At 57.6% G+C, this 23,663-nt stretch carries 20 protein-coding genes and 1 pseudogene; 16 read left to right on the forward strand and 5 right to left on the reverse strand.

The window, feature by feature from the left end; genetic code table 11:
• Positions 1 to 77: 77 nt before the first annotated feature.
• Positions 78 to 1,418 (reverse strand): glycosyltransferase family protein, encoded by a 1,341-nt coding sequence (locus QP941_RS02380; RefSeq protein ID WP_284867867.1) that lies wholly within the window; start codon positions 1,416 to 1,418, stop codon positions 78 to 80.
• 181 nt (positions 1,419 to 1,599) lie between these two features.
• Here QP941_RS02380 and QP941_RS02385 point away from each other — a divergent pair, with 181 nt between their 5' ends.
• From QP941_RS02385 to QP941_RS02445, 13 genes are all read left to right on the forward strand, one after another.
• Entirely contained in the window at positions 1,600 to 2,472 is an 873-nt protein-coding gene (locus tag QP941_RS02385) for an acyl-CoA thioesterase (RefSeq protein ID WP_284867868.1), read from the forward strand.
• A gap of 93 nt (positions 2,473 to 2,565) precedes the next feature.
• Entirely contained in the window at positions 2,566 to 3,321 is a 756-nt protein-coding gene (locus QP941_RS02390; RefSeq protein ID WP_284867870.1) for a YebC/PmpR family DNA-binding transcriptional regulator, read from the forward strand.
• 180 nt (positions 3,322 to 3,501) lie between these two features.
• Positions 3,502 to 4,068, forward strand: a complete 567-nt coding sequence (gene ruvC, locus QP941_RS02395; protein ID WP_040425252.1) for a crossover junction endodeoxyribonuclease RuvC — start codon at positions 3,502 to 3,504, stop codon at positions 4,066 to 4,068.
• Between the two features lie 34 nt (positions 4,069 to 4,102).
• Positions 4,103 to 4,720, forward strand: coding sequence for a Holliday junction branch migration protein RuvA (gene ruvA, locus QP941_RS02400; RefSeq protein ID WP_179386580.1), 618 nt, complete (start codon positions 4,103 to 4,105; stop codon positions 4,718 to 4,720).
• 22 nt (positions 4,721 to 4,742) lie between these two features.
• Positions 4,743 to 5,822 carry a Holliday junction branch migration DNA helicase RuvB gene (gene ruvB / locus QP941_RS02405; RefSeq protein WP_284867872.1) on the forward strand — a complete coding sequence of 360 codons (1,080 nt, stop codon included), beginning with the start codon at positions 4,743 to 4,745 and terminating at the stop codon, positions 5,820 to 5,822.
• 74 nt (positions 5,823 to 5,896) lie between these two features.
• Complete coding sequence (gene yajC / locus QP941_RS02410; RefSeq protein WP_284867874.1) at positions 5,897 to 6,256, forward strand: preprotein translocase subunit YajC; 360 nt, start codon at positions 5,897 to 5,899, stop codon at positions 6,254 to 6,256.
• Between the two features lie 238 nt (positions 6,257 to 6,494).
• On the forward strand, positions 6,495 to 8,387 hold the full coding sequence (gene secD, locus QP941_RS02415) for a protein translocase subunit SecD (protein WP_284867875.1): 1,893 nt from the start codon (positions 6,495 to 6,497) through the stop codon (positions 8,385 to 8,387).
• 2 nt (positions 8,388 to 8,389) lie between these two features.
• On the forward strand, positions 8,390 to 9,550 hold the full coding sequence (secF, locus tag QP941_RS02420) for a protein translocase subunit SecF (protein ID WP_284867876.1): 1,161 nt from the start codon (positions 8,390 to 8,392) through the stop codon (positions 9,548 to 9,550).
• 53 nt (positions 9,551 to 9,603) lie between these two features.
• Complete coding sequence (locus QP941_RS02425; RefSeq protein ID WP_284867877.1) at positions 9,604 to 11,271, forward strand: ABC transporter substrate-binding protein; 1,668 nt, start codon at positions 9,604 to 9,606, stop codon at positions 11,269 to 11,271.
• Between the two features lie 53 nt (positions 11,272 to 11,324).
• Positions 11,325 to 11,870: an adenine phosphoribosyltransferase gene (locus tag QP941_RS02430; RefSeq protein ID WP_005324978.1), complete on the forward strand. Its 546-nt coding sequence runs from the start codon at positions 11,325 to 11,327 to the stop codon at positions 11,868 to 11,870.
• A gap of 86 nt (positions 11,871 to 11,956) precedes the next feature.
• Positions 11,957 to 14,245, forward strand: coding sequence for a RelA/SpoT family protein (locus QP941_RS02435; protein ID WP_284867878.1), 2,289 nt, complete (start codon positions 11,957 to 11,959; stop codon positions 14,243 to 14,245).
• A 187-nt stretch (positions 14,246 to 14,432) separates the two neighbouring features.
• Complete coding sequence (locus tag QP941_RS02440; protein WP_284867879.1) at positions 14,433 to 16,505, forward strand: bifunctional metallophosphatase/5'-nucleotidase; 2,073 nt, start codon at positions 14,433 to 14,435, stop codon at positions 16,503 to 16,505.
• A gap of 97 nt (positions 16,506 to 16,602) precedes the next feature.
• Positions 16,603 to 17,175 (forward strand): DUF421 domain-containing protein, encoded by a 573-nt coding sequence (locus QP941_RS02445; RefSeq protein WP_239277624.1) that lies wholly within the window; start codon positions 16,603 to 16,605, stop codon positions 17,173 to 17,175.
• A 130-nt stretch (positions 17,176 to 17,305) separates the two neighbouring features.
• Here the strand turns inward: QP941_RS02445 and QP941_RS02450 are convergent, their stop codons facing one another.
• Positions 17,306 to 17,650 (reverse strand): hypothetical protein, encoded by a 345-nt coding sequence (locus QP941_RS02450; RefSeq protein ID WP_284867880.1) that lies wholly within the window; start codon positions 17,648 to 17,650, stop codon positions 17,306 to 17,308.
• A 355-nt stretch (positions 17,651 to 18,005) separates the two neighbouring features.
• Positions 18,006 to 18,866, reverse strand: coding sequence for a peptidylprolyl isomerase (locus QP941_RS02455; protein ID WP_284867881.1), 861 nt, complete (start codon positions 18,864 to 18,866; stop codon positions 18,006 to 18,008).
• Positions 18,867 to 19,010: 144 nt separating this feature from the next.
• Here QP941_RS02455 and tpx point away from each other — a divergent pair.
• The 3 genes and pseudogenes from tpx to hisS all read left to right on the forward strand — a co-directional run bounded on the left by tpx (position 19,011) and on the right by hisS (position 21,523).
• Positions 19,011 to 19,507: pseudogene (gene tpx, locus QP941_RS02460) on the forward strand (thiol peroxidase).
• Between the two features lie 85 nt (positions 19,508 to 19,592).
• The gene (locus QP941_RS02465; protein WP_284867999.1) at positions 19,593 to 20,228 is read left to right on the forward strand and encodes an MBL fold metallo-hydrolase; all 636 of its coding nucleotides are present in this window, start codon (positions 19,593 to 19,595) and stop codon (positions 20,226 to 20,228) included.
• A 5-nt stretch (positions 20,229 to 20,233) separates the two neighbouring features.
• Complete coding sequence (hisS, locus tag QP941_RS02470; RefSeq protein WP_284867882.1) at positions 20,234 to 21,523, forward strand: histidine--tRNA ligase; 1,290 nt, start codon at positions 20,234 to 20,236, stop codon at positions 21,521 to 21,523.
• Between the two features lie 27 nt (positions 21,524 to 21,550).
• On the opposite strand, the gene QP941_RS02475 is transcribed toward hisS, so the two are convergent.
• Both QP941_RS02475 and QP941_RS02480 read right to left on the reverse strand, forming a co-directional pair.
• The gene (locus QP941_RS02475; protein ID WP_284769351.1) at positions 21,551 to 22,126 is read right to left on the reverse strand and encodes a TetR/AcrR family transcriptional regulator; all 576 of its coding nucleotides are present in this window, start codon (positions 22,124 to 22,126) and stop codon (positions 21,551 to 21,553) included.
• A gap of 10 nt (positions 22,127 to 22,136) precedes the next feature.
• Positions 22,137 to 23,546, reverse strand: a complete 1,410-nt coding sequence (locus QP941_RS02480; RefSeq protein WP_284769350.1) for an L-serine ammonia-lyase — start codon at positions 23,544 to 23,546, stop codon at positions 22,137 to 22,139.
• Positions 23,547 to 23,663: the final 117 nt, after the last annotated feature.

Here is a 23,663-nt window from a genome sequence, read left to right on the forward strand (position 1 = left end):
AGCGTATATTTGACGTTAACTCAAAGGTCAGAGCCTAAAAATCCCCGTTTCCAGACACACTTTCTGACCCTTAACCCTCAGGACGCAAGTGCGTGCCGGCCGCGTCGGCGGCGGAATACAGGCTGTGCTTCATTGCTAGCAGCCGCACCATCCGCCGGGGAGGAAGGTGCCTGTCGCTGCTGCATCTGCGCCCGCTCGATCTTTGAAGCCAGGGCCACCTCGACTGCGAACCAGACAAGTCCGATGATGGCCATGACAACGATGAGGATATTGCGGGCTACCAATAGGTAGACGGCGAACATGTTCTCACCCACGTGGTTCCAGATGTAGTCATAGTTGAATGGGTAGACCAAGGTGCTCAGCACGGCGGCGATAATGGTGCAGGACGCTAACAAGGCTTGGAATATCCGCAAGGGAGCGAATCCTTGCGGCAGGCGCTGGCGGATCACCACGGCTAGCAAGGGGCCCAGCCAGACGATGTATTGCGGGGAGAAAACCTTATTCGTCGCGATAAGAAGCAGGACCGTAACGGTAAAAAACGCCATGGTCGTGCGGGTGGTCCATCCGCCGGCGCACAGCCGGTACAGCGCCCATCCCACTGCGAAGACGAGCATGGCAATGGTGGCAATTGTGCTCCAGGTCATTGCGGTATCTACTCCAGGCCCGGAAATTTCAAAGCTCTTGGACGGCGCATAGCCCAGATGCCACCGCCCCGGAGCGCGATGTGCCTGCAGCAACAGGAACGTCGCCGGGATGGACTCCAACTGGAGACCGCGCACGCCCTGATAACTCAGCGGTGAAAGCAGGCGCTCGGTGCCAGAGGCAGCAATCGTGACGGTGCAGACCGCGACGATGGTGCAGAAAAACGCGAGTAGGCGCTGCCAGGTCGCGGATTTGTTGAAGCGGCCCACCAGGCCTGCAGCGAGGACTCCCGGCCATAGCTTCATTGTGGTGGCAAAGCCCAGTATCGCCGAGGCGATGAGTGGGCGGGTAGCAAGTAGTGCAGCCGCCCCGGCTACGGCTAGGGCGGGGAATATATCGAGACGCCACACAAAGGTGTGGCCAGCTGCGGTGCCGAAGAGCACCCAGAACCAGGCGGCCTGGAAACTACGCGGTTGAGTCGGGTGGTGGCGCAGAAGGAGAGCTAAAAAGGCGGCGTCAACAAGCAGGGTCATGATGGTGAAGCCGATATAGAATGCGGTGATATTCTCGCCGGTGAGCCACCCTAAAAGCACCGTGGGCCACGTGCCCGCGTGAGGGTATTCGGTCATCATTGTCGGGTCATCGCCAAAGCGTCCAGCAAAATAATATGCGACATCGCCCCTGGGATTGTGGTTAATCTTGAGTAAGTAAATAAGGACAAGGCGGGCGATGACCCACCCAATCCATACTGCTGGAACAGAAGCGATGCGTTTCACTCGAAAGACTTTATTCAATGCGCGCCTACTTCGGTAGCGGACATAGTTTCTTCTAGAAAATTCCTCCACTTTTGCGCCCAGATGTGGGGGACGGATTGGAAAAACAAACTGACGGCTCGTCCAGTGAGTAGTGTGGACGGCAATTGCTAGGAAAGTGATATAGGGCATAAGGAGCGTGCAGATGGCATCTATTCGCGAGGTCTTGGCCGTCGAGGAAACGACAATGGCCGATGTCTTTAAAGGCCCTGCTGTGGAGTCGCGAATTGAACGTACCTTCGGCGGGCAGATTGCTGCTCAAGCAGTGGCCGCAGCCCAGCGCACTGTGTCCGGCAAAGACATCCACTCCCTGCATGGCTACTTTGTAGGCCCTGGCAATGCGAGCCAGCCAATTGAGATCCGTGTCGAACGCATTCGGGAGGGGAGCTCCTTTGCCAACCGGCAGGTGCGTGTCTACCAGGGTGACGTGCTCCTGTTTACTCTCATGGCTAGTTTTCACCGCGACGGCGACTATGGTCCGCAGCATCAGGACGCCGCGCCGAAGGTGCCAGGACCCGAGGAAGTAGCTCGGATGGGTGGCGGTGCCCCGTACTCGACCCGGATCATCCTCAAAGAGTGGGAGGAGTGGGATATTCGCCTCGTGCCGGAAGAGGGGCGCGATCCTGTGGCTGCAGAGCGCACTGGCGCAGGCTATCGGCATATCTGGTTCCGCAACACAGGTCATCTCCCAGCGGATTCAGCCTTTCACTGTGCCGCGCTGACCTATATGTCTGATATGACGCTGATTCGCTCGGCCCTTATTCCGCATCAGGGAGTAAAAGTGCAATTGGCCAGCCTTGACCATGCGATATGGTTTCTGCGCCCATTCCGCGTGGATGAGTGGTTGCTGTATGAGCAGATATCACCCACGGCGTCGAATGCAACGGCGGTTGCGCGTGGCAAGATTTTTACAGAGCAGGGTGAACTGGTGGCCTTGGTGAATCAAGAGGGGCTTACACGTTACTTAGATGAAAATTTGGGCAGCGGCTCTGCCCATGGCAATTGGCACAACGTATAAAAATGTCCCGCTTATAAGGGGGTCGCTTTCACGCATTCGTGCAGCACACGTATAATTGCCACCAGTTTCAGCACCCGATTAGAAAGGGACTACATGTCAGGCCACTCGAAATGGGCAACTACCAAGCATAAGAAGGCTGCCAATGATGCCAAGCGTGGCAAGGAATTTGCCAAGCTGATCAAGAACATCGAAGTGGCGGCTCGTACCGGCGGTGGTGACCCAGCGGCTAACCCAACCCTTGATGACATGATCAAGAAGGCCAAGAAGGCCTCTGTCCCCAATGACAATATTGAGCGTGCTCGCAAGCGCGGTTCCGGTGAAGAAGCCGGCGGCGCCGACTGGGAAACTATCATGTACGAAGGCTACGGCCCGAACGGCGTAGCTATGCTTATTGAGTGTCTTACGGATAACCGCAACCGTGCGGCGACCGACGTGCGTACCGCGATGTCCAAGAACGGCGGCAACCTGGGGGAGTCCGGCTCTGTGGCCTACATGTTCACCCGTACCGGCTACGTCTTGGTGGAAAAGGGCGAGCTGACGGAGGATGACGTCTTGATGGCCGTGCTGGAAGCAGGCGCGGAAGAGGTCAAGGACCAGGGCGAGAAGTTTGAGATTGTTTGCGCGCCGACGGACGTGCAGGCAGTCAAAGACGCGCTCAAGGACGCCGACATTCAGGTCGATGACTCCGACAATGACTTCCGTGCGTCTGTCGAGGTGCCGCTGGAGGCCAATGACGCCAAGAAGATTTTCCGCCTCATCGATGCCTTGGAAGACTCCGACGATGTGCAAAACGTCTACACCAATATGGATCTCTCCGATGAGGTTATAGCCGAGCTGAACGAGGACTAACCACCTCGCCGTAAAGGCGGCTCTTAGCGCCGGTAGCGCTCCGTGGGTATTGCCCGCCGGAGACGTTGCCGGCGCTTCGTTATGGTACAGCTGGATGCTACGCTTGTAGAACACCTGTGTGTAGTCCATAATGGGGCAGTAAGCGGTGCACAGTGGTGCCGACATGACAATGGGGGAGAGATGAACCTAGAGGGAATGCGTGTGATGGGAATTGACCCAGGCTTGACGCGCTGCGGACTTTCCGTGGTTCAGGCTGGTCGTGGCCGAGCAATCCTTCCCGTTTCTGTCGGCGTGGTGCGAACCCCTAGCGATAAGGACTTGACGGAGCGCCTCCTGCGCCTTTCGGTGGCGGCGAAAGAGTGGATGGATGACTATTCGCCAGATGTGGTTGCGATCGAGCGCGTCTTCGAACGCGGCCAGGTGTCCACAGTCATGCAAACGGCCCACGTCGTAGGGGTACTGGTGCTAGCCGCGGCTGAACGCGATATTCCGGTGTACATGTACACCCCGTCCGAGGTCAAAAAGGCCATCTCTGGAAACGGGCGCGCTGATAAGAAGCAGATGACCACCATGATTACCCGTATTCTGGGGTTGACTGAACCGCCCAAGCCTGCCGACGCCGCCGACGCTCTTGCGTTGGCGGTGTGCCACTGCTGGCGTGCCCCTGCCATTGTGCGGATGGACCATACCGGTCTCGGGCTTGGTGCTAAGACCAGCGGCGTGCGCGGCCAGGGCAAAAAGCGCTAGGGAATTTTACTGAGAGTGGAAGGAAAAGAAGCCAATGATTGCTGCACTGCGTGGAGAGGTAATCCATATTGGACTCGACCATGGGGTTATCGACTGTGCAGGCGTGGGGTACAAGTTTTTAGCCACCCCAAAAACGCTGGGCACCTTGCGCCGCGGGGAACAGGCCACGGTTCTTACTAACTTGGTGGTCAAGGAAGATTCTCTGACTCTCTATGGCTTTAGCGCTGATGAGGATCGCGAGATGTTCCATGTGCTGCAATCCGTGTCCGGCCTAGGGCCTAAACTTGCTCTGGCGGCGCTGTCGGTCATGGGGGCAGGGGAGCTCGCGGCGGCAATTGGTGCGGAAGATGTGAAGGCGCTGCAGTCTATCCCGGGCGTTGGCAAGCGTATGGCCCAACGCTTGGCGCTAGAGCTGAAAGATAAGGTAGCGGCCTTTGCGCCGAGCGAGCCCGCAGCCGCAGGCTCCGTTGATACCGCCGTCGCGCCGGCCGGTGGTGCCGTGGTAGAAAGCGTGACTGAGGCACTCATTGGCCTTGGGTTTACCGATAAGGGAGCGCGTCCCGTGGTGGAATCCGCCTACGCGGACAATCCCGATGCCGATACGTCCTCTCTCTTGCGTGCGGCGCTGGCGCAGCTGGGCAAGAAGAAATAACCGGCAGGAAGGCTGAAAAATCATGTCCGATATAGAGCGCACCGAGTTCAATCTCCCTGAGGGCGTCGGCGCGGCGCACACCCCCCAGCGCAATAGCGATGTGGATGCGACCGCACACTCCGAGGAGCATGATATTGAACGCTCCTTGCGTCCAAAGTCGCTCGAGGAGTTTATCGGCCAACCCAAGGTGCGCGAGCAGCTCTCCCTTGTGCTTAAGGGGGCAAAGAACCGTGGGGTGACGCCCGACCACGTTTTGCTTTCAGGGCCGCCGGGCCTAGGCAAGACCACAATGGCGATGATTATTTCCCAGGAGCTGGGCACCTCGCTGCGTATGACTTCCGGGCCTGCTTTGGAGCGCGCCGGTGATTTGGCCGCAATGCTTTCCAACCTTATGGAAGGCGATGTCTTGTTCATCGATGAGATTCACCGCATTGCCCGGCCAGCAGAAGAAATGCTGTACATGGCAATGGAGGACTTCCGCATTGACGTCATCGTGGGCAAGGGACCTGGCGCTACTTCTATTCCGCTAGAGATCCCGCCATTTACCCTGGTAGGTGCGACTACGCGCGCCGGCATGCTCACCGGCCCATTGCGCGACCGCTTCGGTTTCACCGCGCAGATGGAGTACTACGACACGGCTGATCTCACCCAGGTGATCAAGCGCGCCGCCCACATCTTGGACGTGGAAATTGACCACGATGCGGCGGTAGAAATTGGCTCTCGGTCGCGCGGAACCCCGCGTATTGCTAACCGCTTGCTGCGCCGCGTGCGCGACTATGCCGAGGTCAATGGCACCGGACTGATTGATCTCAGTGCGGCCCAGGGAGCGCTCGAAGTCTTTGACGTGGATGACATGGGTCTTGACCGCCTCGACCGGGCGGTGCTCAATGCCTTGATTAAGGGGCACGGCGGTGGACCGGTAGGCGTGAGCACACTGGCCATCGCAGTGGGCGAGGAGCCCTCGACGGTAGAGGAGGTGTGTGAGCCTTACCTGGTTCGTGCCGGGATGGTTGCGCGCACTGGGCGCGGCCGTGTAGCTACCGCCGCAGCATGGCGGCACCTGGGGCTTACCCCGCCGGAGGGCGCGGCTGGGCTGTTTTAATTCAGAGGCTAGCCTGCTTGGCGATGCCCCCTTGGGGTTTCTGTGCACACCGCCGTCTGGCACACTAGGGTGCTATGGAAATCATCATTCTCATCATTATTGGCATCCTCTTCGTCGTTCCCTCGTTTATGGCCATGCGAAAGCAGCGCCAGCGCCAAAATGAGATGCAGGCTCTCCAGAATTCCCTGCAGCCGGGCGACGCCATCGTTACGGCAGGCGGCGTGCACGGCGTGGTGCGCAGCACTGGCGACAAGGATGTGGACCTAGAAATCGCCCCTGGTGTGGTGGTTACTTTTGACAAGATGGCCGTGATTCGCACCGAACAAGAAGCCAATGACCTGGCGCGTCCCGCTGCTGGGGAAGAGAAGAACGATGCGGCAGATAACCTGCCAGATGAGAAATATCCTCCGTTTGACGGCCAGGAGAAGGAATAGCCGGCTATTTCCTAAGAGTTGCCTTAACGTTTGCTAGGTAGGCGGGGCCTTCGCGGAGCGTAGACCCCATCACACTTTGAGTCTTTTCCGGACCTCGTTAAGGAAAACTTCGCCTGATGACGTACGATTGTGCGTTGTTGACGTGCCTGCGCCATGTGGCGGGGCCGTATTTAATGTTTAAACACCCTGTTATAAGCAGCACAGGAGATTATCGTTGTCCGCAAAAACCCGTGGCGCTATGAAAAATAGCAAACGCCAATGGCCGAAGCGCGCGATCGCGCTCTTCGTTCTCATTGTGGTTGTTATCTATGCGCTTATCTTTTTAACTGGTAGCCGTCAAAGCACCCCAAAGCTTGGCATCGACTTGCAGGGCGGTACCCGCGTAACACTGGCGCCGCAAGGCGAGGAACCTACCCAAGACCAACTCAAGCAAGCACGCAATATTTTGGAACAGCGTGTTAACGGCATGGGCGTTTCTGGTTCTGAGGTTGTCATCAACGGCAATACCCTGGTCATTACCGTGCCAGGTGAGGACGCCTCCCAGGCTCAGGCCGTGGGCCAGACCTCGCAGCTGTTCTTCCGTCCGGTGGCAAAGCCATCCATGCCGGATATGGAAAAGCTCAATAAAGAGCTGGAAGATATGGCCAATCGCTGGGTGAAGTACGACGTACTGAGCGCTGACGAGGCCAATAAGCAGATGGAACAGATGACCAAGGGCATCGCTCAGCAAGAAGCACAGATGACTGGCAAGGAGCCAAAGAAACAGGAGGCTCCTAAGGTCAGCGCCAAGCCGCTTGAGGAGCCAAGCAACTCCATTGAGCAGACTAAGCGCCGCGATGAAGTTACGGAGATGCTCCTGAAGGACCGTCAGTCCGAGGACCCGACCACCCAGGCGGCAGCCTCCGCGCTGATGACCTGCCAGGGCAGCAGCGACCCACTGGCCGGCGCCGATGATCCTGCAAAGCCATTTGTGACCTGTGACTACTCCAACGGCAACCCGTACGTTTTGGAGCCCGCACCGCTTCTCAATGGCATCAAGGACGAAAACGGTACCCGCCTCACCGGTAACGAGATCGATACCAATTCTCCTATCGAAGGCGGCCTTAACGGTCAGTCCGGCCAGATGGAGATCAACTTCTCCTTCAAGACCGGTGATGGCCCGAACGGTTCGCAGACCTGGGCAGACCTGACGCAGGAACACCTCAAGGACCAAGTGGCCATCACCCTTGACTCTGGGGTTATTTCCGCACCGGTTATTCAGGGAGCAACTCCAGTTGGCTCTGCTACCTCCATTACTGGTGACTTTAGCCAGGAAGAGGCACAAAACCTGGCTAATAACCTGAAGTATGGCGCACTGCCGTTGTCCTTCGCCGGTGAAAATGGCGAGCCGGGTGGCACCGTAGAGTCCATTCCACCAACACTGGGTAAGGCCGCACTGCAAGCCGGCCTCATTGCAGGCCTGGTTGGCCTGGCACTCGTGATGGCGTACTCGCTGTACTACTTCCGCGCGCTTGCCGGCGTATCCCTCATCTTCCTCATTGCCTCTGGTCTCCTGACCTATGGTTCCCTGGTTCTGCTGGGCCGCTGGATCGGTTACTCGCTCGACCTTTCCGGCGTCGCCGGTCTGGTCATCGGTGTGGGCGCAACTGCTGACTCCTTCGTGGTCTACTACGAGCGCATCAAGGACGAGCTCCTCGAGGGGCGCACCTTCCGCTCCGCTACGCAAAAGGCGTGGGAGCGCGCTCGTGCCACCATTGTGACCGGTAACGCGGTGACCCTGATTGGCTCTGTTGTGGTCTACTTCCTCGCCATCGGTGAGGTGAAGGGCTTCGCCTTTACCATGGGCCTGACCACCGTCTTCGACCTGGTCGTATCCTTCCTGGTCATGGCACCACTGATGCAGATGGTCGGCCGCCGTCCGGCTGCTGCTAAACCTTCGATGAACGGCCTCGGTGGTATCTACGCCCTAGTGGAAGAGCGCCGTGAGCGTGGCTACTTCGGATCGGGACGTCGTCAAGCAAACGCTCCTGAGTCCGTGAACGCGAAGGAGCCAGCCACCAAGGAAACGGCAGGAGATTCTGCCGCAGACACCGCGCGTCCCGTAGATGCTGCGGAAGATGAGGAGAAATAAGCATGGCTGTTTCGACTAAGCACAAGATTTCCCGGATGGACCGCCTCTACGAGGACGAGCGCGGTTATGACTTTATCGGTCGCACCAAGCTGTGGTACGGCATCACCGCCGCGTTGATCGTGGCCGCAGTGGCCGCAATCCTCATTCGTGGTTTCTCGCTCTCGATTGACTTCGAAGGCGGCACCACGTTGTCGATGCCGGCAGGCGACCTCAAGGAAGATGAGGTAAGCCAGGTCTTCGAAGACTCCACCGGTGTCGAACCCGAGCAGGTTCACATCGTGGGCGCTGGCGATTCCGAGACCTTGGAAATCGTTTCTGAGCGCTTGAGCCAAGAGGACGTGAATGCGGCCCGCACGGCTATCTATGACAACTTCCAGCCGAAGGATGAAAACGGCAAGGCCACACCGGATGCCATTGGCTCGTCCACGGTTTCCGAATCTTGGGGTTCTTCTATTACCCAGCGCATGCTCATTGCCATGCTGGTCTTCCTGGTAGCTGCGACCGTCTACGTGGCCATTCGCTTGCAGAAGAACATGGCTTTTGCCGCAATTATCGCGCTGATTGCAGACGGCGTGATCATCGCCGGTATCTACGCCCTGTTTGGCTTCGAAGTTTCCCCGGCCGTCATCATTGGTCTGCTTACCGTCCTGACCTTCTCCATGTATGACTCGGTCATCGTCTTTGACAAGATCAACGAGAATACGGAAGGCCTCGAAGGCCAGCGCAAGAAGACCTATGCTGAGCTGACAAACTTGGCTATTAACCAGACGGTCATGCGCTCGATTTCTACCTCGGTTATTTCTGCGCTGCCTATCATCGCGCTCTTCGTGGTGGCCGTGTGGCTCATGGGTATCGGTACCCTTCGCGATTTGGCGCTCATTCAGCTCATCGGCGTGGTCGAGGGCATTTTCTCCTCCATCTTCTTCGCTACGCCGCTGGTCGTGACCCTCGCCAATATGTCCAAGAAGATCAAGCGTCACAACAAGCGGGTCGCGGACTACCGCGCTGGCGAGGACGAGAACGCCGAGGCTGAATCTGGCGCAGCATCCTCCGGCCGCACCGTGGTCTCACCAGTGAGCGCAAAGACCACCCCGGCTGAGATCGACGATGATCCGTCCGAGTCCACTGGGCACCCTGGCGCTACCTGGCGCCCGGGCCGGTAGCCTCCGATAGTAAAATTTTGGCGGAGTTGTAGCTGAAGTGAGGGCGAATTACGGTGTTTGAATCCAAGAGCAGTTCTAGTGATCGTCACTGGGGAAGAAAGGTCGTTGCCTCGTGCGTTTCGGCTCTAGCTCTGGCTGCTTCTGCCTGTAGCGGGCAGGGCGGCGAGGAGGACTCGTCTAGTGCTCCCCAGGAGCCAGAATCCTATGGATACTTTGGCTACCAGGTAAATTCCCGCTTGGCCACCACTAACGCTGGCACCTCCTTTGGTGATGCTACCTCCGCCGGACTGCTGTCTACGCGGCTTTATCCGGGCCTTTTTGTGCCCGGGCCCTCCGGCGAGCTGATCCCCAATGCGGATCTAGTTGAGACCGAGGAACTTCCGCCCGTCGCCGGCAGCGACCAGCGCAGCGTCCAGCTCACTTTAGAGGAGGACGCCGTATTCTCCGATGGCACTCCCGTTACCTGTGATGACTACTTTTTGACGTATGTGGCCGGTACTCATCCAGCTGAATTTGCCTCCCATATGCCGTTGATGAATGACATCGCGGATTTTAGCTGTGAGCCCCAAAGCAAAACGTTCACCCTGACTTTTAAGAAGGATCAGGGGCAGCGCTGGCGCCACATGTTTGGCGCCGGCACGGTCATGCCGGCCCATGCGCTGGCTAAAAAGTCCGGGTTGAGCATTGCCGAACTCAACGCGGCACTCACGGTCGAAGACATGCAGGCGCTTGCGCCGGTTGCTAAGGAATGGCGCTATGGCTTTTCCGTGGCCAAGGATCAACTAGATCCCGAGCTGCAGGTCTCCTTTGGACCCTATGTCATTGACAAGGTAGGCGACGAAGGGGAGATCATTCTCAAAGCAAACGAAAAGTACTTCGGAGACGCCCCGGTCGAGGATCATGTTGTGGTCTGGCCCTCGGATGCTGACGCACAGAAGCTTGCAGATAAAGGTGCGTTGCGCGTAGTGGATGCCGCAAGTGAAAACCCTGACTGGCTGGACAGCACGAAGGATGAGGCAGGGGAGTCCCCCTACGAGGCCACTCCAATGGTTGGCGAGCTAACCGATACGCTCACGCTATCTGAAGCCGGAGTATTCGCGGAGCCGTGGGCACGCGAGAGCTTTGCCGCTTGCGTCGATCAGCAGGCGGTTGCGCAAGCAAGCTCAGCGGCCTCTGGTGTGGAGGTACCACCGGCTTACCTGCGTACCGTTTCCGCGACCAACCCGGTTGCCGGCGGTCTAGACAAGGTGGGCAAGCAACACCAAGGCACCGATTTAGCCAAGGCCGGTGATCTCAACGGTACGACCATCAAGGTCGGCTATTTAGGGCCAGACAAACGCTATGCCGCCATGGTGGAACAACTTCGTGCATCCTGTGAGCCTGCCGGCATCACCATCGAGGACGCGTCCGCGGAGTTCATGTCCCAGCACTACTTGGAAATGGATCCGGAAACCTGGGCGCCTACCGTCGATGCCTTCCTCGGTCCAGTCGATCCTCAGACGGAGTATTCCACGGTGGAGTCCAGTATGAAGAACTCTGCGGAGCTGAAGAAGACAGAAGAGGCTCTGTGGAAGGATGTGCCATCCATTCCTCTCTCAGCGCAGCCGCGGGTCTTCCTCGTCCGCCGCGACGTGGAAGGTCTCCTGCCGTACACTGGCGTCTCGGGCATCGGTTGGAATATGGACCGCTGGCACAGCACCGCCCCAGCTGAAAAGAACTAGGCTGCACACAGCGGCCGTTAACGACCTCTCGCAAAAATTTCTCAAGGAAGATTATGAGCTCGCACTACGAATCAGCAGCACAGGCACTCAAGGACAAGGTTCGCCTCGTTCAAGACTTCCCAGAGGAGGGCATCCTCTTTGAGGACCTCACCCCAGTCTTGGCGGACCCAGAGGCATTTCGCACCGTAGTGGACGGCTTGGCGGCCGCCTGCGAGGAATTGGGCGCAGATATGATTGGCGGCCTAGACGCCCGTGGATTCCTCCTCGGCTCGGCCGTCGCCTACAAGATGGGCCTGGGTATCTTGGCCATCCGCAAGAAAGGCAAGCTTCCCCCACCGGTATATACCGAGGAATATGAGCTGGAGTATGGCTCCGCGGCGCTGGAGATTCCAGCCAGCGGCGTTGACATCAAGGGCAAACGCGTAGTGCTTGTCGACGACGTCCTGGCGACCGGTGGCACCCTCCACGGTGCCAAGCTTTTGCTTGAGTCCGCAGGTGCCGAAGTCGCTGGCAATGTGGTGGTGCTGGAGGTCAAGGGCCTCAACGGTCGTGAGCGTTTATCCGGCCCACCGCTCATTGTGTTGAATGCCACAGACTAAGATGGGATGTCTAAGCTAGATCGCACGATCTAGTTGGACATGAGGCCACAAGGCCCATGACACTGTGAAGGGCGGTAGATTTGGCCATGGACAAACCCGTAAAGCGCCAGTCCGGCGGCGGAATGCGCAGTATGTCGGCTCGCCTAGCTCGTTCGCTCACCGGCGGCCGAGTGAAGGTGAATCCGGTGCTGGACCCGTTGATGTCCATCCACCGCAAGTTTCACCCCAAGGCCGATGCTGATCTGCTCAATCGCGCCTATGACACCGCGGAGCGGCTCCATGAGGGGGTCTTTCGCAAATCCGGAGAACCGTATATCACCCACCCGCTCGCCGTGGCGACGATCGCAGCGGAGATCGGTATGGACACCACCACCATCGTTGCAGCACTGCTGCACGACACCGTGGAGGATACGGACTACTCACTAGAGGACCTCACCCGAGATTTCGGTCCGGAGGTGGCTCGCTTGGTCGATGGCGTGACCAAGCTGGACAAGGTGGCACTGGGGTCGGCCGCAGAGGCTGAGACCATTCGTAAGATGATTGTCGCCATGGCCACCGACCCCCGAGTCCTGGTCATTAAGGTCAGCGACCGCCTGCACAATATGCGTACGATGCGGTTCCTCCCGCCCGAAAAACAGGCTAAGAAGGCGCGGCAGACCCTAGAGGTCATCGCGCCGCTAGCTCACCGCCTCGGCATGGCCAGCGTGAAGTGGGAGCTGGAAGATCTGTCCTTTGCCATCTTGTATCCGAAGAAGTACGACGAAATCGTACGGATGGTGGCAGATCGCGCCCCCTCGCGCGACCGCGCGCTGAAGGAGATCATTAGCCAGGTCAGCGGGGCGCTGAAGGAAAACGGCATTGAAGCCGAGGTTATGGGCCGCCCAAAGCATTACTGGTCCATTTATCAAAAGATGATCGTGCGCGGCCGTGACTTCGCGGAGATCTTCGACCTTGTAGGAATCCGCATTTTGGTCGAGGACGTCAATAGCTGTTATGCCGCTATCGGTGTGGTGCACTCGATCTACCAGGCATTGCCGGGGCGCTTCAAGGACTATATTTCCTCGCCGCGATTCGGCGTGTATCAGTCCCTGCATACCACGGTGCTGGCAAATGGCGGCGCTACCTTGGAAGTCCAGGTACGTACCCACGAGATGCACTACAACGCCGAATTCGGTGTGGCTGCTCACTGGCGCTACAAAGAAACCAAGGGCAAGAACTCGGGTCACCAGGAAGAAGTGGACCAGATGGCGTGGATGCGCCAACTTCTGGACTGGCAGAAGGAAGCCGCCGATCCCAATGAGTTCCTCGACTCGCTTCGCTACGACCTGACCGCCAAGCAAATCTTCGCCTTTACCCCGAAGGGCGATGTGGTGAACCTGCCTGCCGGTTCTACACCGGTGGACTTTGCCTACGCAGTACATACTGAGGTGGGACATAGGTGTATTGGTGCCAAGGTCAATGGCAAGCTCGTCGCGCTCGAATCGAAGCTAAAGTCCGGCGACAAGGTGGAGATCTTTACCTCGAAGGATCCCAACGCAGGTCCGTCCCGCGATTGGCAAGACTTCCTCGTGTCTGCTCGCGCCAAGACCAAGGTGCGGCAGTGGTTTGCCAAGGAACGCCGCGAAGAACACTTGGAAGCCGGTCGCGATGCCCTGGCTTCTGAAGTCCAGCGTGGTGGCTTGCCAATGCACCGCCTGTTTACTGCCAGCTCCATGAAGCAGGTGGCGGAGCAGCTGCACTATACCGATGTCGATTCGCTGTACACCGCCATCGGCGCGGGCCACGTATCTGCTCAACACGTGGCCAACCAATTGGTTGCCATGTTCGGCGACCAAGATGATGCCATCGACACCCTGGCCTCCCGCACGCCACTGTCTGAAATTGAGCACTCCCGCGCCCAACACACCGAAGACTCGGCATCGGGCACCGGCATCTTGGTGGAAGGCAGCCCCGATGTGATGGCAAAGCTCGCCAAATGCTGCCAGCCCGTGCCGGGCGATGCCATTTTCGGCTTCGTTACCCGCGGCGGGGGAGTCTCCGTGCACCGAGCCGATTGCACAAACGCGGAAAAGCTCAAGGCAGAACCAGAGCGCATGTTGGAGGTGGCCTGGTCTTCTGGTACCTCTGCAACGGGCGCTTTCTCCGCGACGCTGCAATTGGAAGCCCTCGACCGTCAGGGCCTCCTTTCGGAGCTCACTCGGGTAATGAGCGATCAAAACATCAACGTTTTGACCATGAACTCTAACCGCGGCGATGACCATATCGCGACGGTACGGTTCACATTCTCCGTTTCGGACACCAAGCAATTGGGAACCCTGATGACCACACTGCGCAATACCGAAGGCGTCTTTGACGTTTACCGCGTAACCGCCTAAGGCGCTGTGCCCCACCCTCAAGGAGGGGCGGGGCAAGCAACGCAAAGGCATCGGGGAGGTTACTTGTATGTGAATTCTTGACTGCTGCAAGGTAAAACTCCAGCAAGCAAGCTTAATTTCTCCTGCCAAGTAGTTAGCAAAGCGATATAAATTATCCTGTCGCTTTCTACTATCTAGGAGTACTTCAATGCAGTTCCGTCGCATCGGCCAGCTTGTGGCCGCCACTACCGTTTCCGCCGTTGCTCTCTCCGGCGCGCAGGCGGTAGCACAGGAAAACAAGACCACCATCTCCGTCACCAATATCACCGATATTCACGGTCACTTAGAAGACAAGATTGGTGACCCAGCAAAGGCCGGCGATGAAATCGGCGTGGCTCGCTTGCAGTCCCTTATCAAGCAGGTAAATGAAGGACAGGAATTCAACCTGACCTCCTCGGGCGATAACGTGGGCGGCTCTGCCTTTGTCTCTGCAATTTCTGATGACAAGTACACCCTTGAAGCCCTCAACGAGATGGGTATGAAGGTGACTGCTGTAGGTAACCATGAGTTTGATAAGGGTACCGAAGACCTTACAGGGCGTATCGCTGATAGCTCTGATTACCCAATCTTGGGTGCCAACGTGTTCAAGGATGGGAAGCCTCTTCTGGAGGCTTCCCACGTCGAAGAAATTGATGGCGTAAAAGTCGGCTATGTTGGCACGGTAACGGAAAATACCAAGTATAAGGTGTCTGCTGCCAAGATCCCAGGGATCACTTTTACTAATCCAGCCGAGGCTACCAATAAGGAAGCTACTCGTTTGAAAGAATCTGGTGAGGCCGATGTTGTTGTTGCGCTCATGCACGAAGATGCCCAAGGCTTTGCAGAGGACTTTAACAAAGACGTCGACGTAGCTTTTGGCGGCGACACCCACGTTGCCACTAAGGGCGAAATTGAGCGCGAGGGCGCCTTGCCACTGCAGTGGGCACAGGGACACGAGTACGGCAAACTGCTCAACGACGTTGATATTACCTTTGATAAGACTGCTAAAAAGATTACCGACATCAGTTTGAAGCAGTACGACGCGACCGCTGCAGCAAAGGTTGAACCAGATGCTGAAATCGCAGCTATTGTAAAAAAGGCCCAGCAAGAGGCTGACATCGCGGGTGCCAAGACCGCCGGTACTGTGGAACGGGCGCTGTTCCGCGGATCTGATGAGAATGCTGATTCGGGTTCTAACCGTGGTGTCGAATCTACCCTCAATAACTTCATTGCTGACGGCCAGCGTTACGCCATGAGCAAGCAGGTAGGCGAGGACATCGAGATCGGTGTGATGAACGCTGGTGGTGTACGTGCCGACCTAAAGGGCGGAGATGTTACCTACAAGGACATCTTTGAAGTACAGCCTTTTGGCAACTCCGTGATTACCGCCAAGATTTCTGGTGAAGATTTCATCAAGGCATTGGAAAACCAGTGGCAGGAGGGAAGCCGTCCACGCCTTGCCATGGGGATTTCCAATAACGTCCAGGTGGTCTACGACCAGGAGGCTGGCAAGGGCGAGCGCGTAAAGTCCGTGACTATCAATGGCGAGCCAATTGATCCGAAGAAGGATTACTCCATTGCGCTGTCTTCCTTCCTTGCTTCCAGTGATGAAGAAGCAGGCGGTGACGGCTACTTCAACGCTGGTTCCATCAAGGACAAGAACGATGTGGGCTACATGGACACTCAGGCCATGATCGACTACATCAAGTCGGGTGAATCGGAGGTCCGCACGGGCCAGGGCCAGATCGGTGCACACATTGAGGGAGACGTGAAGCCGGGTGAGGAAATCACGGTGAACCTGTCCAGCCTCAATTACTCCACCGACGGTGAGCCGATGGCGAAGAAGGCAACCGTGAAGTTGGGCGACGCTGAGCAGACCGTAGACATCGACAACGCCGCACAGGAAGGCGATGCGCAATTTGGTGAGCGCGGTCGCGCAACGGTAAAGCTCACCGTTCCGGAGAACCTGAGCGGTACCCAGAACCTGGAAATCACCACCGACGCCGGCACTAAGGCAACTCTGCCTCTCGAGGTAAGCGGCGAGGGCTCCGAAGAGCCGGGAGCTAAGCCTGCGCCAAAGGGCTCTTCCTTGTCCTCCAACGGCTCTTCCGTGGGTGGCGCAGTATTCGCCATCGTTGCAGCGCTGGTAGCTGGAGTTGCGGTTGTGGGCATGAACCCGCAGATTCTTCCTGCCCCAGCTCGCAAGATGATTGAGGACCTGCGCAAGCAGTTCCACATCTAGGACAGCATAGCACTAGGCGGAGCGGCTCTTCCTGAACGGGGGAGTGACGCTCCGCCTTTTCTGTATGTCTCGCGGCTGCCAGGTAACCTAAGCAGTCGTGGATACTCTAGAACTCTTCCTGCGCGAAATTACTTATCAGCTGGGTATTGAATGGCACCGTATTCCCGTTGTCGTGCTGGCTACTTTGGGTATCTATCTATCCTTCATGGTTTTGGTGAAGGTATTTGGCTCTCGCGTACTTACGTCCATGACGGCCTCAGATGCCATCATCATTATTATGTTTGGCGCGGTCGCGGGCCGTGTCATCGTGGGCAATCCACCGACCCTTGCCGCCGGCGTCATCGGCCTGACCACGCTGATGGCGCTCGAAGCTGCCTTCGGTACCATTCGCAAGGTAGTGAAGTGGACGCGCTTTTTAGACCGTCGTCCCATCCTCTTAGTCTTTAGCGGCGAGATGGTTGAAGATAACCTGACGCTGGCCCATATCACTGAATCGGATATCTACTCGGCGGCGCGTAGGGCCGGCATTAGCCGCATGGAAGACGTACAGATAATGATCCTTGAGCCTACAGGCCATATCTCCGTCATCAAGGTCGGTCAAGCCATCGACCCGGAGCTTTTCAAGGACCTCGTGGGGTCTGAATACATCGAAGACGCTAAAGACGCTTAGGACACACGCCAAAGCTTGGCAAGAAACGTAGAGAGCATCCCTGAGCTCCCTTTGCCCAAGAGCACACGAAAAAGCCGCCGCCTTCCACTAAGGAAAGCAGCGGCTTAAGAATCGCTATGAAGCGGTGACCTTACTTGGTGCCGAAAGGCAGGTCGAAGTACTTGTTTGCGAATGCGAACAGGGTGCCCAGAGCGCCGATAACAGCGGTGAAGACGCCGATCCAAGCCTTGATGTCGTCAGCCTTCTCCTTGGAGGTGCGGTTATCTTCCTTCTTGGAGTCGTCAGTCTTGGAGTCGTCGGACTTTTCAGCTGCGTAGTCGTTGTCAGAGGAAGAAGACAGGCCCTCGACGGAGTTGGTGATCTTGGAGGACAGGTCGGAGGTGGTGTCCTCAGCGTTAGCAACGGTGGTGCCTGCGAAAGCTACGGACAGAGCGGTTGCGCCAGCAACGAGTGCCTTGCGGGAGAAAAGCTTCATTTTTGATTCCTAACAAGCTTGGTGTGTTCAAAGACGTTTCAAATACTAGACAGGCTGACAGCCTTCCGCAACAGTATTGGCAGGTTTTTGTTCATCGGATGAACTAGCTGAAAGTCTGCTGTGTGCTGCGAGTTTACTATTGTGACTCTTGTGATTTGGGGGAATTTCGGTGTTCTCGTGTTTCTGCAGCTTAACCCTCATAATCAGGTTCAGCTTAATTTAAGGAAAGGATAAGCCCCGGCGCATTCGTCCACGGAATGTGTGGTGAATGGCCGGGGCTTTGTACCCGCCCCCGTTAGGGGGTGTGGGGTGGGGGTTAAGAGGGGGCGTCGTCAAGCAGGGCTTTTTCTGTCGCCTAAGCCTTGACGGTTGCCTTCTTAATGTTGACTTCCTTGGCCGGCTTGCCATCTGGCTGGCCGCCTTCGACGCCGTTCTTGGCAATCTTATCCATCGTCTTCATGCCCTTGTCGGTGATGGTGGCGAAGTAGGTGTAGCTCGGGGCCAGCTCGGAGTCGTCGTAGTTGAGGAAGAACTGGGAACCATTGGTGTCTGGGCCGCTGTTGGCCATGGCGACGGAACCGCGCGGGTAGACAACGGGGTTCTGTGCGTCCTTCTCATCCACCTCGTCGGTGGGGTACTCATCAGCGAAGCTAAAGCCGGGACCGCCGGAACCGGAACCGGTTGGGTCGCCGCACTGCAGCACGTTGAGCCCACCTGAGGTCATGCGGTGGCAAACGGTGTCGTCGTAGTAGCCCGACTTTGCCAGCTCAGAAATAGCATTGGTGGTACACGGCGCCTTGGCGCGGTCCATTTCCATCTCAATGGTGCCCTGATTGGTTTCAAAGGAAACGGTGACGGTGCCCTTGGTGGAAATATCCTTGCCGTTGGGCTTCTTCGCGCCGTTGGACTCTTGACCGTTGTCCTCATACTTGCAGGTCACGGTATCCGGTAGGGCCTTGGCGCGCTTGTCAGCGATGGGTTGCGCCTGTGGCGTTTCTTGCGAGGTCTCAGCTGCGGAAGATTCCTCAGCCTGTACGTTTTCATCGTCGCCTTCGCGGGTAGACAAGAAGTAGATGCCGCCGACGAGGGCGAGGATTACTACGAGGGAGGCGGCAACAACGCCTAGCGGACGTGCCTTTTGCTTGCGTTCGCGGGATTTTAGCTCGCGCTCGAGCTTGCTCAGCGCCTCTTCGCCGCGCTTTTGATTATTTGGCACCGGGAGTCAACCTTTCTAGCGATTTTCGGTGGCATGATTCAACCTGACCGAGTTTAGCGGTTCCCTACAGCTGAGAAAGCGTTGGCATGGAAAATAGAGCAAGTTAATAGCTTTTAGGCCAAATCATGAGTACAGCTTGTATCTGTGGTTGAACCAGATTTTACCGATCCGCCAACGCCCACCGTTGGTGAACTTCCCGCAGTGGGAGATCCGCTGCCCGAATTTGAACTCATCGGTACCGACCTGCGTCAGATTACCAATGAGACTTTTGCGGGCACGCGCCTTATTATTTCCATCTTGCCCTCTATTGAAACCCCTGCCTGCCAAGAACAGCTGCGCCGCTTCCATGAGCAGGTGGCGTATCTAGACACCACTAAGCTTCTTTCCGTTTCTCTTGATTTGCCTTTTACTCTCAAGCGTTTTGCGCAGCTGTTGGCATTGATGATGTCATCGCCGCCTCCGCATTTCGCTCTGACTTTGGTGAGAAGTTCGGCGTGACCGTGCGCGATACCGTCCTGGAAGGCCTGCTTGCCCGCTCCGTGCTGGTGGCTGATGAAGACCACAAGGTCATCCACACTCAAATGGTTCCTGGCGTGGTCACCCAGCTTGATTATGACAAGGTGCGGGACATTTTGCGTTAAGCCGTTCGGTGCTGCCGGCCTCTGCTCATTAAGAAGATGGGGGGGAGGCCGGCTCCTTTTTATGGAGACAGCTAGGGTAGTGGGTATGGAAATCTTCGGTTTTACTGCCGGTCCGTTTCAGACCAATACTTATGTGATTGCGGAAGGCCGCCGCGCCTTCATCGTGGATCCCGGCATGGATGCGATGGAAAAAGTCCTCGAGCATGACTTGGACTATGAGGCAATCGTGCTCACCCACGGCCATATTGACCACACCCGGGACGCCGGGTCTTTGGCAGAAAAGCTCGACATCCCTGTTTATATCCACCCTGCTGATAGGTTTATGCTCGACAGCGGCGAAGGAGTCTCGCCTCAGGCCCAGGAGCTTTTCGACGCCGCCCATATGACCCCCATCTCCGACCTCCGCGAGCTCCAGGATGGCGAAACCTTGGAGCTTATCGGTCATACCTTTGCCCTCAAACACGCGCCCGGGCATTCGCCGGGATGCGTGATGATTGTCTCCGAGGACTTTGCTTTAACAGGGGACGTGCTCTTCGCCGGGGCCATTGGGCGCACCGACTTACCCCACTCGGATCCCAATGCCATGCAGAAGTCGCTTGCTGGCCCAGTGTGGAGTCTGCCCGATAACCTTGACATTCTGCCCGGCCACGGGCCTACCACCACAATGCGTAAGGAGAGGGCGACCAATCCCTTCTTCGCTACATTGAGGGAGGTACTGTAATACCCGTGAGTAATAAGAAGCAGTTCCAAGCCCTGTCCGCCCCCAAAGGTGTCCCAGACTATTTCCCACCGCAGTCGGCCGCATTCTATAAGGTGCGCCAGACCATGGTGGAGCAGGCACATCTCTCCGGCTTCCAGCACATTGAGCTGCCCATTTTTGAAGACACCGCCCTCTTTGCCCGTGGCGTGGGCGAGTCCACCGACGTGGTGTCAAAAGAGATGTACACCTTTGCGGATCGCGGCGACCGCTCCGTTACTTTGCGCCCGGAGGGTACCGCCGGCGTGATGCGCTCGGTCATCGAGCACAACCTGGACCGTGGCCAGCTGCCCGTGAAGCTCAACTATTTTGGTCCGTTCTTCCGCTATGAGCGCCCCCAGGCTGGCCGCTACCGGCAGCTACAGCAGGTCGGTGTAGAAGCTATTGGCGTGGACGATCCTGCGCTTGACGCCGAGGTCATCGCTTTGGCGGATCGTTCCTTCCGCGCGCTGGGGCTTAGCGGCTTCCGCCTCGAGCTCACTAGCTTGGGCGATCGCAATTGCCGCCCGGCTTACCGCGAGAAGCTGCAGGAATTCCTCTTTAAGCTCGACTTGGATGAAGAGACCCGCCACCGTGCAGAGATTAACCCTTTGCGTGTGCTGGATGACAAGCGCCCGGAGGTCCAGGAGCAGCTTGCCGACGCCCCCTTGATGCTCGACCACCTCAATGACGAATGCCGCGAGCACTTCGAAACCGTTACCGGCATGCTGGACGATATGGGCGTAGCCTACGAGATTAATCCCCGTATGGTCCGCGGCTTGGACTACTACACCAAGACCTGCTTCGAGTTCGTTCATGACGGACTCGGCGCGCAGTCCGGCATCGGCGGCGGTGGCCGCTACGACGGACTGATGGCTCAGTTAGGCGGCCAAGACCTATCTGGTATCGGCTACGGTCTGGGTGTCGACCGTGCCCTGTTGGCGCTGGAGGCTGAGGGCATCACCCTCGATGGTGTGGAGTCCCGCGTGGACGTCTTTGGCGTTGCACTGGGTATGGCCGCCAAGCGCACCATGACCACCCTGATCAATGACCTCCGCAAGGCTGGAATCTCTGCGGATATGTCCTTTGGAGACCGTGGCCTGAAGGGCGCGATGAAGGGCGCCGACCGCGCCGGTGCACGCTTCGCGCTGGTCTTGGGCGAGCAGGAGCTAGAAAATGGCACGGTTGCGCTCAAGGATCTTGCCGCCCATGAGCAGCACGACGTAAAGGTTTCGGACCTAGTGTCCGTACTTGCTCGGGAAATGAACGGCGAGGCCTAAATTTCCTTTAGCCGGTGGGCATCGCGCTTAGGCGCGGTGCCCACTTTTTATGCCCGCCAGAAAGAGGTCAATGATCTTTTCTTGAATATCCGGCTGGTAGGCATCGATATCAACCTCGCGGGGTCGTGCCAGGCTCAACAGTCCCACAATGAATTCGAGGTGGGTGACGCCGGGGCCAATCTCGCCTTGCTCTTGGCCCAGCTCAATAAACCGTCGGCCGTTGCGCTCTAGGAGATCGCGCTGGGCATTCAGCTCGGGGCTCAGAGAGTCCAAATCCTGCGGGACGAACGCTGGAATAAGGGTGTTCAGTCCCATGGTCAGGATATGAGTGGCGTAGGTCCGGACGTAGTCTTGCCCAGAATGGGTGGAGTCCTCAAAGTCCGCGATGAGGCGCTGTTGAAACTTGGCAAAGGCATTACCCATATATTCCGCGCACGCGCGGATAAGGCTCGCGCGGTTGGGGAAGTTGCGGTAGACCGTAGCCACGCTTACGCCAGCCTGCGTAGCCACTTCTTCCAAAGCAACATCATCGCCGTGGGTACGAAAGAGCTGGCAGGCCGCAGCGATAATGGCGGTGCGGCGGTGAAGGGCATCTGCGCGCATGGAGTCCCTTTTAGCACTCCACCTGCGAAACGCTAAAGCCCATGGTCTTGGCCAATCCGCCCAGGGAGGTTTCCTTGTACTTGGAGAGCATATCGCGGCCGGTTTCAGCCATGGTTTGTACCGCATTATCCAAGGTGACGTGGTGAGTGCCCTCTCCCATTTTGGCCATGCGCGCGGCGTTGATGGACTTTACCGCGCCGATGGCATTGCGCTCGATGCACGGAATCTGCACCAATCCGCCCACTGGGTCGCAGGTGAGGCCCAAATTATGCTCCAAAGCGATTTCCGCGGCGTTTTCCACCTGCGCCGGGGCTGCTCCCAGCAGCTCTGCCATGCCTGCGGCGGCCATAGCGGAGGCGGAGCCCACCTCGCCTTGGCAGCCAACCTCAGCACCAGAGATGGATGCGTTTTCCTTGATAATCATGCCGATGGCACCGGCGGTCAATAGGTACCGACGGGCAGTGGAACGGGTAAAGTCTGCGCGGAAATCGCGCGCATAATGCAGTACTGCTGGAATGATGCCGCATGCGCCGTTGGTAGGGGCAGTAATGACGCGGCCACCGGCAGCGTTTTGCTCATTGACCGCAAGGGCGTAGAGGTTTACCCACTCCATGGCGGAGAAACCGCAGCTGGTATCGTCCTGATTTTCTAGCAACTGGGCATACATCTTCGGGGCACGTCGTGCCACACGCAGGCCACCGGGAAGAAGGCCCTTGGTGGAAATACCCTCAGTCACACATTCACGCATGATGTCCCAGACCAAATCAAGGTGGCGCAGAACGTATTCCGCTCCGCCTTCATCGCGGTGCAAGGCCTCCTCGTTGGCAAGGACGATCTCCCAAATTGCTTTGTCATGAGCCTCGCAGAGGTTGAGCAATTCTTCGCCCGTGGTGAACTCATAGGGAACGGAGTCATCTACTTGGGCGGCGGCTACGCCGGCGGGAACCTCATGGCTTTCGGCGACTTCCGCATCGAGCTCGGCGCGGGAGAGGATAAAGCCGCCGCCGACAGAGAAGTACTCTTCCTTTTCTGCGAGGAGGTTGCCGCTGTCATCCCAGGCGCTAAAAATCATGCCATTCGGGTGCTGGGGCAGCGGTTCGTTATCAAAGACGATCTCATAGTCCACCGTGCCCCGGGGGCCAGAAATAGTTCCCTCGCTAGGGATAAAGCCGCCCGCGTGAGGCTCGGCGTCGATAGGCACGCTCAGCGGATCCCAGCCGGCGAGCCCAAGGATGACGGCGCGATCGGAAGCGTGGCCACGGCCGGTGGCGGAAAGCGATCCGCGCAACTCCGTATAGACCTTAGCTGGGTGTTTCTCTAGTGAATCGAGGAATTGCTTAGCCGCGCGCATGGGCCCGACGGTGTGCGAGGAAGAAGGGCCAATGCCGATGGAGAAGATGTCCGTGACGCTAATTGTCATAGTTAAGCTGTGCCGAACCTTTCTGAAGGGATAGCTGTTGGGCGCATGTGCTGTGCCGCTATTGCGGTCACAGCCGAAACCGAAGAGTAGAGGCAGATTTTATGTGACCAGGGTAGC

The organism is Corynebacterium sp. MSK150, assembly GCF_030229215.1.
Classification (GTDB): domain Bacteria; phylum Actinomycetota; class Actinomycetes; order Mycobacteriales; family Mycobacteriaceae; genus Corynebacterium.